14 protein-coding genes are annotated in these 12,662 nt (G+C 64.1%); 5 read left to right on the top strand and 9 right to left on the bottom strand.

Annotated features, from left to right (window positions below; all coding sequences use genetic code 11):
- The first annotated feature begins 57 nt into the window (after nucleotides 1-57).
- Complete coding sequence (locus ACZ46K_RS28060; RefSeq protein WP_054809790.1) at nucleotides 58-1,608, top strand: ABC transporter substrate-binding protein; 1,551 nt, start codon at nucleotides 58-60, stop codon at nucleotides 1,606-1,608.
- A gap of 79 nt (nucleotides 1,609-1,687) precedes the next feature.
- Nucleotides 1,688-1,819, top strand: coding sequence for a hypothetical protein (locus ACZ46K_RS28065; RefSeq protein ID WP_464745987.1), 132 nt, complete (start codon nucleotides 1,688-1,690; stop codon nucleotides 1,817-1,819).
- Between the two features lie 305 nt (nucleotides 1,820-2,124).
- Here the strand turns inward: ACZ46K_RS28065 and ACZ46K_RS28070 are convergent, their stop codons facing one another.
- From ACZ46K_RS28070 to ACZ46K_RS28100, 7 genes are all read right to left on the bottom strand, one after another.
- A complete protein-coding gene (locus ACZ46K_RS28070; protein ID WP_054805464.1) occupies nucleotides 2,125-3,096 on the bottom strand; it encodes an aldo/keto reductase in 972 nt (323 codons plus the stop codon).
- A 15-nt stretch (nucleotides 3,097-3,111) separates the two neighbouring features.
- Nucleotides 3,112-3,780: a PaaI family thioesterase gene (locus tag ACZ46K_RS28075; RefSeq protein WP_464745989.1), complete on the bottom strand. Its 669-nt coding sequence runs from the start codon at nucleotides 3,778-3,780 to the stop codon at nucleotides 3,112-3,114.
- 29 nt (nucleotides 3,781-3,809) lie between these two features.
- Nucleotides 3,810-4,427 carry a PaaI family thioesterase gene (locus ACZ46K_RS28080; RefSeq protein WP_054805463.1) on the bottom strand — a complete coding sequence of 206 codons (618 nt, stop codon included), beginning with the start codon at nucleotides 4,425-4,427 and terminating at the stop codon, nucleotides 3,810-3,812.
- Nucleotides 4,424-5,029 (bottom strand): PaaI family thioesterase, encoded by a 606-nt coding sequence (locus tag ACZ46K_RS28085; RefSeq protein WP_054809791.1) that lies wholly within the window; start codon nucleotides 5,027-5,029, stop codon nucleotides 4,424-4,426. Before ACZ46K_RS28085 ends, ACZ46K_RS28080 begins: the two co-directional genes overlap by 4 nt.
- Nucleotides 5,030-5,056: 27 nt before the next feature.
- Nucleotides 5,057-5,878, bottom strand: a complete 822-nt coding sequence (locus ACZ46K_RS28090) for an acyl-CoA thioesterase (protein WP_054805461.1) — start codon at nucleotides 5,876-5,878, stop codon at nucleotides 5,057-5,059.
- Between the two features lie 70 nt (nucleotides 5,879-5,948).
- Nucleotides 5,949-6,713 (bottom strand): enoyl-CoA hydratase-related protein, encoded by a 765-nt coding sequence (locus ACZ46K_RS28095; protein WP_464745991.1) that lies wholly within the window; start codon nucleotides 6,711-6,713, stop codon nucleotides 5,949-5,951.
- Complete coding sequence (locus ACZ46K_RS28100; protein ID WP_464745993.1) at nucleotides 6,710-7,363, bottom strand: PaaI family thioesterase; 654 nt, start codon at nucleotides 7,361-7,363, stop codon at nucleotides 6,710-6,712. The genes ACZ46K_RS28095 and ACZ46K_RS28100 overlap by 4 nt, the downstream gene beginning before the upstream one ends.
- Before the next feature lie 127 nt (nucleotides 7,364-7,490).
- On the opposite strand from ACZ46K_RS28100, the gene ACZ46K_RS28105 reads away from it, so the two are divergent.
- Complete coding sequence (locus tag ACZ46K_RS28105) at nucleotides 7,491-8,546, top strand: acyl-CoA dehydrogenase family protein (RefSeq protein ID WP_464745995.1); 1,056 nt, start codon at nucleotides 7,491-7,493, stop codon at nucleotides 8,544-8,546.
- Between the two features lie 69 nt (nucleotides 8,547-8,615).
- Here ACZ46K_RS28105 and ACZ46K_RS28110 read toward each other — a convergent pair whose 3' ends face one another.
- A complete protein-coding gene (locus ACZ46K_RS28110; RefSeq protein ID WP_054810159.1) occupies nucleotides 8,616-9,224 on the bottom strand; it encodes a TetR/AcrR family transcriptional regulator in 609 nt (202 codons plus the stop codon).
- Nucleotides 9,225-9,381: 157 nt separating this feature from the next.
- On the opposite strand from ACZ46K_RS28110, the gene ACZ46K_RS28115 reads away from it, so the two are divergent.
- Nucleotides 9,382-10,551, top strand: a complete 1,170-nt coding sequence (locus ACZ46K_RS28115) for an amidohydrolase family protein (RefSeq protein WP_464745997.1) — start codon at nucleotides 9,382-9,384, stop codon at nucleotides 10,549-10,551.
- An 83-nt stretch (nucleotides 10,552-10,634) separates the two neighbouring features.
- Complete coding sequence (locus ACZ46K_RS28120; protein ID WP_054806230.1) at nucleotides 10,635-10,844, top strand: hypothetical protein; 210 nt, start codon at nucleotides 10,635-10,637, stop codon at nucleotides 10,842-10,844.
- A 229-nt stretch (nucleotides 10,845-11,073) separates the two neighbouring features.
- Here ACZ46K_RS28120 and ACZ46K_RS28125 read toward each other — a convergent pair whose 3' ends face one another.
- Nucleotides 11,074-12,591, bottom strand: coding sequence for an ABC transporter substrate-binding protein (locus ACZ46K_RS28125; RefSeq protein ID WP_464745999.1), 1,518 nt, complete (start codon nucleotides 12,589-12,591; stop codon nucleotides 11,074-11,076).
- Nucleotides 12,592-12,662 lie beyond the last annotated feature (71 nt).

Consider the following 12,662-nt stretch of genomic DNA (forward strand, 5'->3'; position numbering starts at 1 on the left):
ACCGGTCGGGACGGGGTCCTGCACACAAGCCATCTTCATGGCCTTCGAAGGGTATCGATGATTCGTAAACTACTCGCCACTACGGCCGCGACTGCCCTCCTCGCGGGAATCGTCGCCGGCTGCAGTAGCAGTTCGAGCGCGACCACGGATTCGGGCGCGATCGACCGTTCCGCGGTGCTGCGCATAGGTGGCACGCAGGGAACCAACTCGCTCGATCCCCACATGGCAGCCAGTGAACTCGCCTCGTTCAAGTTCGGGCTCGCCGCGATCTACGACCGGCTCTTCACAATCAGCTCCACAGGCGATGTCGAGGGCATGCTCGTAACGTCGTCGGAGTACAGCGACGACGGGCGCACCTTGACACTCGCCCTCCGCGACGATGTCACCTTCCGCGACGGAACAGCGCTCGACGCACAGGTCGTCAAGGTAAATCTCGACCGTGCACGGACCCTACAGAGCCCTGTTGTTCACACACTCATGGAACCCGTCGAAGCGGTGACCGTGGTCGACGACCACACCGTTGCCCTGAATCTCACTACCCCGACGACCGCGATCCCAGAAGCGCTGGCCGGCATGGCCGGGATGATGATGCATCCCGATCTCGTCGCGAACGGCGATCCTGCGACGGAACCGAACGGATCCGGTGCATACAGCGTGGAAAGCTATGCGCCACAAGAGCGTCTTACCCTTGTGCGCGACCGTGAGGACTACTGGGACGCCGACGCCGCACAATTGGCCGGCCTCGAATACATCGTGATTCCCGATTTCCAGGCATACACCAATGCGCTGGCAGGCGGCCAGATCGACATCGGCTCGTTCCAGCCGGGCAACGTGGCCGCGTTGGAGGGTCGCGACGGGCTGACGACGGTGCCCGTACTGCAGGGGACCGGCGTCGAACTCTACTTCAATACCGGCAAGGAACCGCTCGATGATATCCGGGTTCGACGGGCCATCAATCACGCTTACGACCGCGAAGCAATCGTAGAAGCGCTGTACCCTGGCTCCGAAGCCCGTTACCAATACACACCCGAGGGACTGGCCGGCTACGACGAATCGCTCGACGGGTTCTACGACTACGACCCCGAGGCAGCGCGGGCACTACTGGCAGAAGCGGGCCACCCCGACGGTATCGATCTGGGCACCGTCCTGATTTCGAGCGCGATCACACCCGGTCTCGCGGATGTTCTCGCCGAGCAACTCAGCGAGGCAGGCATCACGTTCGAACCACGAATCGTCGACGCATTCGAAGGCACGTCGGCGTTCGGTGCCGGCGGAGCGTCGGCGTTCCTGCACTTCTCCTCCGTCGGGACCAGCCTTGCCGGCGGCGCACCGTTCCGCTGGGAAGCCGCACTGAACCCGGGCGGCGTGACACCCGAGTACACCGAACTGCGCGCTATGGCAGTGGACTCACGACGATCGCCCGAGGAGCGTGAGACCGCCGCTGTCGCACTGAACCGTTATCTCGTCGGGCAGGCCCTCGCAGCACCGATCGTCTGGATCGAGTACCAGTGGATCATGAAAGACAACGTGGTCGGCTTCAGCCCCGAAATGGATTACGCGACGACGTGGGGACCCTACGACCCCCGCTATCTCGCAATGACGAACTGACGCTGATCAACTCGAAAGTTTTGCCCCGAACCGGGATTCATCCATCGACCCCGGTGATGAATCCCGATTCTCCTGTGCGATGACGCAGGGCAGTGACATGACCCAGACCCACCCGCCCCGCTTCCCCCTTCCGTGGGTGGTGGCAGGGATCGTCATCGTGTCCCTGAGCTTGGCAGTCTTCGTGGCTGCCTCCACGCTGCACTCGGCATGACATCCGATCCGGGGCTCCAGCCCCAGCGCACCGCATTGGCTTGGCAACGCACCGGCCTTGGTGATGTTACTAACCTGCGCTACAACCAGTTTCGCCGCACTCCGGCACGGCCTCCCGGGTCTCGCCGTCGGTTCGATCCTCGCCGCTGCTGTCTGCAGCGTGGGCTTCGCCGCTTCCCGAAAGGCACTAACCGCAGAATCGGCGTGGGCAGCATGTGGCCCACCATGGTCGCCATCGCGACACTCGCCGTGATCACGTCGCTCGCCTGCTGTGCCCTCGCCATCTCGAGAATGTGACGGGAGCCCTCAGGCGAAGCCTGCGACCGTCCGCGGATGGTACGGGGATTCGAGTGCCGCGCACTCCTCATCCGTCAATTCGAACTCCAGCGCGGCCAGCGCGTCAGTGAGGTGCTTAGGTTTGGTGGCGCCGATGATCGGTGCTGTCACGGCCGACCGGTTCAGTACCCACGCGAGCGCTACCTGTGCTCGTTCCACGCCCCGTTCGTCCGCGATGCGGCCGACTGCATCGACGATCGGCTTGTCGTCGTCTCCGTACAGACCCTTACCGAATTCGTCGCTCTCGGTGCGCGCGCTGGTCGTGTTCCATGTCCGGGTCAAGCGGCCACGGGCGAGCGGACTCCACGGCAGCACTCCGACGCTCTGGTCCTCGCACAGCGGCAGCATCTCGCGCTCCTCCTCGCGGTAGAGGAGGTTGTAATGGGGCTGCATCGAGATGAAGCGGGTCCAGCCGTGCAGGTCGGCCGTGTACAGCGCTTTGGAGAACTGCCACGCGTACATCGACGACGCGCCCACATACCGGGCCTTACCCGACCGCACGAGATCGTGCAGTGCCTCGAGAGTTTCCTCGATCGGGGTTCGAGGGTCCCAGCGGTGGATCTGGTACAGATCGATGTAGTCGGTGCCCAGGCGTCGTAGGCTCGCATCCACCTCGGTCATGATCGCCTTGCGCGACAAGCCACTTCCGTTGGGGCCCGACCGTACTCGACCGAATACCTTTGTCGCGATCACGACATTCTCGCGCTTGGTGTATTCCTTCAGTGCACGCCCGAGGATCTCTTCACTGGTGCCACCCGAGTAGCTGTTCGCGGTGTCGAAGAAGTTGATGCCCGCCTCGACAGCCGTGCGGATGAACGGCGTGGCGTCGTCCTCGCCGAGAGTCCATGCGTGTTGGCCGGCGCCGGGAGTGCCGTAGCTCATGCACCCCAGCGCGAGCCGGGACACCTGCAGGCCACTGTTGCCGAGTCGGATGTATTTCACGTTGCCTCCCGCTTGCTATTCGGCTGCCACGGAAGTGCGCCGAGCGATGAACAGCCCTTCGGCGGTGGCGCTGACCTCACCGTCGACGACGATCTCTCCCACCGTGAACCGTTTTCGACCCTCGTGCCTCAACTGCTTCGCGCGCACTGTGACCGGCCGGTACAGCGGAGTCGGACGCTGGTACCGAATTTCGAGTCGGGCGGTCATGCCATTGTTTCCGGCACGGTGGTTGGCGACGGCGAGCGCGGCATCGAGCAGTGCAGCGCAGATGCCGCCGTGCACCGCGGCAGGTGGGCCTTGATACGGCAGACCGAGCGTGACCTCACCCTCGACCCACCCGTCCTCCGCGACGTGCATGACGAGCGGTGGTGCGAGTGTGTTCTCCGGTCCGGTGACCGGGTCGTGCCGGACGACACCGTCGCCCTCCCACATCCCGAGCAAGCGATCTGTGGCCGGTTCGGTGTGTCTTTCGAGTTCGTCAGCGATGTCGCGGAGTCGCTCGGTGGTCAGCGGTATGTGCGCGGCGTTTGGTGTCGTGAGGGAGAGCGCCTCGACGATACGACGGAGTTGGCTCGCGGTGTCGTCGAGCGGGGACTCGCCGGGGACGGCCGTCAGGTACTTCTCCGCACCGGTGTAGTAGCGCGACAGCTCTTTCCGGGAATCCGGAATGTTCCACGTGACCACATTGCCTCCTGATCGACCGACCGGAACATCTACTGTGTGGGATTCAGCCGCTTCTCGATGAACAGCCCCTCGGCCGACACCGCGACCTTCCCGTCGACGAGTATTTCGCCGGTAGTCCAGACCTTGCGTCCCTCACGCTCCTTCAGGCGCGCAACGATGGTCAGCGGCACGAACAGCGGCAGGGGCCGGTGGTACCGGACGGTGAGCTGCGCAGTGACAATAGGCCCGTCCTTCGGCGCGGTGACCGCGCTGAGCACAGCATCCATGACCATCGCCGAGATTCCGCCGTGCACGAAGGAGTTGGGACCCTGATACGGAAGCCCGAATTCGAATTCTGCCGTTACGCTTCCGTCGGGTCGGGACTCGAGGATGATCGGGGGTGCGATCGCGTTCTCGACTCCGCTGACCGGATCGTGGCGCCAACCGGGGTTGCGGATCGTTTCGGTCACCGTTTCAACCGGATTCTCCAGATGCTCGGAAAGGGCATCGAGCTCCTCGGCTACGTCGAGAAGCAGCGGATCGTCGACGTCTACACGCTGGAGCAGATCCACGATTCGGCGCAACTGGACGGCATCCCGTTCGAGGGCGGCGGCATACTCGAGTTCCACTTCCGGGGCAGGCAACGGACGACCTTCGACGGTGGTCACAGGGCAAGCTCCTTCGTGATGAACAATCCGTCGCAGACCACAGTCGTCTCGCCGTCGACTTCGAGCGTTCCTTGCGACCAGGTCTTGCGTCCTTCGACGCGCACGTGCCGTCCGCGCACGGTCACTTCCGTATACAAGGGTGTCGGTCGTAGATAGCGCAGCGTCATCTCCGCGGTCACGCCCGCTCGGCCGGCCGCGCTGTTCGCGACCGCCATGGCAACGTCGAGCACGAGACCCGAAACGCCGCCGTGCACGAGCCCGGGTGGCCCTTGGTATTGCCGGGGAAACTCGGTGTGAGCAAGCGACGACCCGTCGTCGCACTGCTCGAATCGAAGTGGTATGGCGACAGGGTTCTTCGGGCCGCTCACAGGGCTGCGTTGCAGCGCCCCCTCGTGCGTACCGATCCTTCCGGTGACACATTCGCGCGGGTGTGCCGCCACGGCCTCCAGACGATCTGCGAGAACGGAAATCTTCTCCGAGACATCGGGGGTGGCGACGCCGCGCACTCTGGACTCGAGTATCGCGGCCGTGAGCCGACGGACTGCGTCGGCAGCGACCTCGACGGCATCCGGAGTGCCGGAACCTGAGTCGACCTCGTTCATCGAATACCCCTCATCTCACGGTCGCCCTCATGGCGCCGTCATTTCGGAATCGTCGTCGCGATAGACCATCTCCTGCGCGAGACTCGCAATGCGGCGACCCGACGCGTCGCGAATCGCCCCGGAATACCAGCCGCGCTTGCCACCGGCGGTACCCGGTTCGTAGTCGACCCGGAGCCAGCCGTCCCAGTTCGGCACATCGTGAAACCAGAGAGCATGGTCGAGGCTCGGCCCGAGAACCTCTCCGCCGAGCAGCTTCGGTAGTCCTGCCGAGAAGTCCGACATGTACGTCAACGCGGCCGCATGGACGAGCACATTGTCGATGGGCAATCCGCCGATCGGACGGACATGAAATCTCGTCGGAAAGAATTGTGTGCGGTTCGGCCACTTGTCGACCCGTGCGTCGAGGGGCAGCCCGCTCGGGATGGCGCGACACTCCTCGGGCCGCGGCATCGGCGTGGGCTGCTCACCGTCCAATTCTGCGCCGTCGGTACCGACACGGAACGACGCCGCCATACTGAAGAGCACCTCACCGTCCTGCAGTGCGACGACACGGCGTGAGGAATAGCTGCGGCCGTCGCGGTCACGGTCCACGCGGTAGACCACGGGCTGTGCGGAATCACCTCGCCGCAGAAAATAGCCGTGCAGGGAGTGCGGATGCCGGTGTTCCGGAACCGTCGCACCGCACGCGAGTAGGCATTGGGCCGCGATCTGTCCGCCGAACAGTGGCCTGCCGTCGTGATGCACGGGCAAGGCACGGAACAGATCGCGGTCGAGTTGTTCGACTCGAAGGATCTCTGTGAGTTCGACGGTGTCGTCGGCAACGGGCACATCCGCCTCGGTTTCGGACATCCGTGCACCCTTTCACCCGCAACCAAAACCATTTTACATAGTTTACTATGTTACTTAGGTTGCAGGCCAATTAGCGTCCAGACCACTTCGGTGGACGCTTTTCGAGGAATGCCCGCACACCTTCAGCAGCGTCCGCGGAGCCGAGAATCGAACGCTTCGCGCTATCGGTGGCCTTCCACCCGGCAGGGTCGTCGGCCGAGACCACGTCATTGATCGCGGCGAGAGACGCACGCACGGCGGTCGGTGCATTCCGGCCGATCCGCTCCGCCAGGCACACCGCGGCAGGCCGGGCTTCACCGCCGGGCGCCAGCACATTGACGAACCCTGCCGCGTAGGCACGCGATGCCGGAATCGGGTCGCCGGTCAAAGCAAGTTCTTTCGCGAGGTTCAGGGGCAACGACCGGGGTGCGCGGAACAGTCCCGCACATGTCGGCACGAGACCGATCGCGACCTCGGGCAACCCGAATACGGCGGCTTCCGACGCAACGACAAGATCACATGCGAGTACGATCTCGAAGCCCCCGCCGAGTGCCGGGCCATCCACCGCAGCGATGAGCGGTTTGCCGAGACGACGCCGGATGATCCCGTATTCGCCACCGCGTTCGGTGTAGTAGTCACCACCGGCAGTGAGATCGCTGCCCGCACTGAACACGGGACCGTCCGCAGCCAGCACGCCGACGCGGAGGTCGTCGTCCCGGTCGAGCAACGTGAGGGCCTCGTCGAGAGCATCCGCCATTACACGGTCGATCGCGTTGCGCTTGTCTGCGCGGCACATCTCGATCACGAGTACATGCTCGACGCGCTCGATGCGTACGCGTGGCTGTGCGTTCGTCACGGTTGCCCGGGACGCAATTCGATGAACAGGCCTTCCGCTTCGGCACACAGCACGTCACCGTGACGGAGTTCTGCGCGCAGGTAGCGCTTGCGTCCCTCTTCCCGCTCGAAGCGGGCGTCGACGGTGAGTTCTGCATCGATGGGAGTGATGGATCGGAAGTCCACGTGCAGGTACGCCGTGCGGCACGGAGTCCGGTCCGTGCTCGCCAGCCTGCCGAGCACCTCGTCGAACATGAGGGGGATGGTGCCGCCATGCGCAGCACCGTTACCGCCGAGGTAGTACCTGCCGAAGGTGACAGTGCCGGCGGCACCGTCACGGTCCCATCGGTCGAACTCGATCAGCGGCGACATGCATTGCGCGCGTCCCGGCACGTCGAGATGGCCGAACGGACGACGACGCTCGGACACCTGGTGGTCTGTGAGCAATGCCTGCACGTCGGCCAGATGAGCAGAAACCTTGTCGACGACGTCGGGGGGCGGGTTCGCTCCCGCGAGTTCGTCGAGCATGTCCCGAGCCACCTCTACCATCGCCGCGTACGGCTGCGGATTCTCGTGGTGGACGCCGGCGTCGAAGCCGCGGTGGCTCACCGAACTCCAGCCGCCTCCGATTGCGCCCTCGCCGACCGATTCACCTGTGCTGTTCCCGGACATATGACCTCCGTGTTCGTACGACCGCTCGATACGAACCTAGACTTTCAGAAAATCTCGTCTCGGGCGCTACCCAAAACTTAGGTGACGTGGTTAACTACGTCAACAAACACGATGTTGGAGGAGTGTCATGGACTTCGCGCTGAGCGACGAACAGGAAGCCCTCGCCGAGGCCGAGCGCGCCTGGCTCACCAAGAACGATCCGATCGCAGCGCGGCGCCCGGTGATCGACGACGGCCCGGCCCGCACGACACCCGAAGGCGTGCAGCACCTCGCCGAATCCGGCCTGATCGGGCTCCTCACCGAGGATATGGGCGGCACACACGTCGATCTCGCCGTACTCGTCGAAGAGCACGGACGTGCGGGCAGTGCGCTGCCGGTCGCAGAGCTCGCGGTCGCGACGCGACTGCTCGCGCAACTCGGTCATGAGGCCTTCGACGCTGCCGAATCAGGTGCCGAACTCGTACTGCCGGCACTCGCCTCCCTCGAGAACTCTGCGCTGCACGCGCAACTCGACGGCACAACGCTCCACCTGAGCGGCACCACGGCCCCGACGACCGGGCTGATCGAAGCACACCGCATCCTGCTCGTCGCGATCACCGACACCGGCACCGAAGTCGCCGCAGTGTTGCCCGTCGACACGGTAACCGACCGCACCCTGGAGACCCTCGACCTGACCCGCTCGTGGTCGGTAGCCGAAATCGACGTCCTTCTCGACGAGGGCAACTGGTCGGTGCTGCAGCCCGGTACCGTGGCGCTCCTGCACGACGAGCTCGCCACATTCCGGGCCTTGGACGCGCTCGGCGCGGCAGCCCGTCTGGTCGATGTCACAGTCGAATACGCCGGACAGCGCACCCAGTTCGACAAGCCGATCGCAAGCTTCCAGGCGATCAAACACCACTGCGCGAACATGGCGCTCTCGGTCGAGGCCTCGCGCGCCGCACTGTGGGCGGCAGCCGTCGCCCTCGACGGTGACGACGCCGACGCCCGCACCCGCGCTGTGTCCGCGGCAGTGGCGTTCACCTGCGACGGTGCCAGCGCAACCGCGCAGACCGCCCTTCAGGTACACGGCGGCATCGGATTCACCTGGGAGCACGACGTGCACCTACTGATCCGTCGCATCAAGGTCGACGAACTCCTCGACGGCTCGGTGTCGTACTACCGGCGTCGACTCGTCTCGGCCTGAGCGAGAACTTGCACCAAAGGGCGAGGCAGCGGGTTCGAGACCGCTGCCTCGCTTTTCGTACCGATCATTTCAGGCGTCGGCGCGTAACCGCCTGAAGTACTTCTCCGCCTCGTCGATCAACTCTTGCGCGTCCGCCTCGGTCTTCGTGCTGAACAGCGCGATCGTGGTCTCGTTGCGCATGGCGAGCAGGAAATCGCCGAACAACCGCTCCCGTCGCGACGGACCGAGCCCGAGCACCGCGACTTCACTGTCCCCCCCGACACGGCTCGCCCTGCGGCGCTGGACGTCGAATCCAGGCGGCGTGTCCCCCATCGCGACGACCCGTGCCTGTGCTCGGTTTTCCCATATCAACCACAAGTATTCGCGGGTGCCGACAACGAACAACTCGAAGCCGTCGGTTTCCCCGCCCTGCCGGGCTGCCTGTACAACTTCGTCGACACGGCTCCGCAGCAATCCGACGAAGTCCTCCCAAATCGCGTTGAAAACCTCGGTTTTCCCACCGAAATGGTGATAAATGCTACCGACGCTGACGCCAGAGCGCTCGACGATCTCGGCCATGGTCGCTGCAGTGAAGCCATGCTCACCGAAGACCTCGACGGCCGCGTCGAGGACCTTCTCCTTCGTCGCAGACGTACTCGTCCATGTGCGGGCGCGTGCGCGCCCCTTGCTCTGCAGCATCGTTCCTCCGTTGTCGCACCGCCTGGGGTTGACTTCCCACCCTCTGCGTGGCCATAATCACTGTACATCCTAAAACGCCATTCTAGAATTTCTATCAACATAGATCGGTACCAGCACAAATCCCCGCTCGGTACCCAGCCCATCCCCGTACGAACGAATGGAGACCGAAGTGTCCGACAAGAAGCTGTGGGCCAATTCCGGTGATTCGCACTTCCTCGAGCCCGACGATCTGTGGCGCGCACGCCTGCCCAAGCATCTCGCCGATCTCGTCCCCCGTTCCGAGAAGGATCCCGACGGCAAGTGGGAGACCGTCTTCGTCGACGGACAGGCGTTCCGTCGCCGGCTCCCCAACATTGCGCAGGAAGAGTTCTACGCCGCGAGCCACCGCGCACCGGGCGCCAACAACGTCGAACTGCGCCTGAAGGACCTCGACGAAGAGGGCATCTGGACCGAGCTCATCTTCCCGTCGCTCGGCATGTGGTCCAGCTCGTTCCGCACCCCTGAAGTCCTGCGTGAGGCACTGCGTGTGTCCAACGATTGGGCCAAGGAAACGATCATGGATTACTCGCCGCGTCTGGTCCCGACCGCCCAGGTCTCGACACTCGTCATCCAGGATGCCTGCGACGAACTGAAGCGCTGCGGCGAACTCGGCTACAAGGCCGTCTTCATGCCGGTCACCCCGCATCCGCAGCAGAAGGACTACAACCGCGACGAGTGGGAGCCCTTCTGGGCCCTCGCCGAGGACATCGGCATGGTCATCGCGTTCCACATCGGCACCGAGCCCATCGATTTCGCGTCCGGCGGCGCGTCCGGCATTGCCTATCGTGGCCCCGGCGGCGCTGTGCTGAACTACACCGAGACCACCTTCGGCGGCCAGCGCGCAGTGATGAAGCTCGTCGCTTCGGGCGCACTCGATCGTCACCCCAACCTGAAGGTTCTGGTCTCCGAAGGCGGCGCAACCTGGGTGCCCTTCGTTGCCGACCGCATGGAAGAGGGCTACCGCCAGCACTCGACAGTCGTACGACCCAAGCTGAAGCGCAGCCCCAAGGAGATCATCTACTCCCAGGTCTACGCGTCGTTCCAGCACGACGAGTCGGCTGTCGCTGCACTCACCGGCATGGGCTACAACAACGTGATGTGGGGCAGCGACTACCCGCACATGGAGGGCACCTACGGCCACACGCAGCTGACCCTGCACAACCTGTTCGACAGTGCCGACCAAAAGGTCAAGGACCGCATCATGCACGGCACGTTCGAAGAGCTGTTCCCGGGTAGCCCCAAGCTCCCCGCTGTCGGCACGGAGAAGCCCGCGATCGCCACCGTCTGACGTTCTCCAGTAATCCATCGGCCGGTCCGCATCGAATGATCGCGGGCCGGCCGGTCCACTTCACCTCCTGAAAGAGCACCCCGATGAGCGACAGCGTTCTCTACGACCTGCCCGGCGAGTTCGTCTCCTCGATGGCCGAGTCCTCCGGATACTGCGACGCACAGGCCGTCCTGCCGTCCGAAGACCACTACATCGCCTTCTGCACGTGCGGAAATTGGCACACCACCACCCCGACCCGCGACGAGGGGTTGACCCTGGCTCGCGCGCATACCGCCGAGACCGAAGGCCAGTAACCGATCGGCCGCCCCCTTCGATACATGACAATCCGGGTCCGGAGCCTTGTTCAGGCTCCGGACCCGGATTTCATGGTGGAAGGAGTGCAACCGCGTCGCCCAGATATGGTCCGCATGATCGATGGCGGCCCAGGACCACCTGATCGTCGCGATTGCTGCACCCTGATCCACAGATACGAAATACTCCCCCGGCTCGCGGCCGGGGGAGTAATTCCGATTCGGGAAAGCGCTACTCGGAGACGGTCAGGTACCGCTGGTCGAAGGGACCGGTCGTCGTGGAGTAATCCATCTCGGCGCTGAAGTTGCCGACCTTGTCGCTCATGACCCACGGGTAGGTGATCCACACGAGCGGAGCGCCCCACGCCTGGTCGACCAGGTAGGTATTGAGTTCGACCGCGGAGGCTTCACGCTCCTCCTCCGAACGGCGCGGATCGGTTGCGGCGGCGAGCATCTGCTCATACTCGGGTGTCACACCCGACGGATTGAGGCGGGGGCCCCAGCGATAAGTGGATCCGGCTGTGAAGCTGGTCCCCAGCGGGGAGTAGTGCAACAGCGCGGAGGCTTCGCCGCGGCCGAATGATGTCGGGCCCTCGAGTCCGTCCTTCACGATCGGCGTGATCTTGATACCGGCTTCTGCAAACTGCTCCTGCAGTACGTCGGCCACTCCCGGGGTGACGACGTTGACGATGATGACTTCACCCAGATCGACACCGTTCGGGTGGCCGGCCTCGGCGAGCAACTGTTTCGCCTTTTCGGGATCGTAGCTGTAGGTCTCCTCGAGCGCCGCGTCGTAGCCGGGCAGACCGGTGCGCGAGTACTGGTGCCGGGCTTCGGAACCCGGGTAGAGCGCTTCGACGATCACGTCACGGTTGTACGCATGGTTGATCGCCTGGCGAACCTTGACATCGTCGAGCGGGGCCATGTTTCTGTTCAGGAAGAGTTCCACGCCGATACCGGTCGGGACGTCAACTGTCGTCAGGCCGCGGCGGTCTTCGACCGCGGTCACCGTGCCCGGCAGGAACTGGCCCAACTCGATCTGGGCGCCGGCCATCGCGTTCGTGAACGCCTGAGTGTCGGAGATGGCCTTGTACTCGAGCTTCGCGATCTGAGCGGCCTCGGTGTCCCAGTAATCGGTTCGGTCGCGAACGATTGTCAACTGTTCACCGGGAGCAAAACTTTCCACCGAGTACGCACCCGAGCCGTTGGTCTCGGTGGCAGGGTCGCCGTTGGCAATCAGATCCGGATGCATGATGAAACCGGACATTTCAGCCAGGACATACGGCATGGTGTCGGTCGGCTCGGCCAGTGTCAGCGTGACCTGGTACGGGCCGGTAACGGTAACGTCGGTGACGGGCGCCATGCGCGACTTCACGGACGGGCTGTCGAGCGTGCGGGCGCGGTCGAGGTTAACCTTGACAACATTGCCGTCGACCGGAGAGCCATCGCGGAACGTCGCATCCTCACGCAGGTCGAGCACGAGTCCCCGTCCGTCCTCGGAGTACGAGAAGTTGTCGACGAGCATCCCATCGACAGTGCCGTCCGCCTTCACGGTGAACAGCCTGTCGTAGATCATGTTGAGCCCGAAGCGGAACGAAGCGATTTCACTGGTTGCCAAGTGCGGGTCGAGGCTGGTGATACCGGTGGTCCAGCCCGTGCTCAGCGACGCGTCCGGGTTGGGTACACCGGAGTTGCCGGAACCACCGGATTCGCTCGAGCCGCAGGCAGCCAACAATCCTACAGCGGCCACGGCAGCAGCCAGGCGAAGAGTGCGCCGTCGAAACATATTCGGCCTTTCTCACAGGGTGATACGGAATTCTC

Source organism: Rhodococcus sp. JCM 9793 (assembly GCF_055380405.1).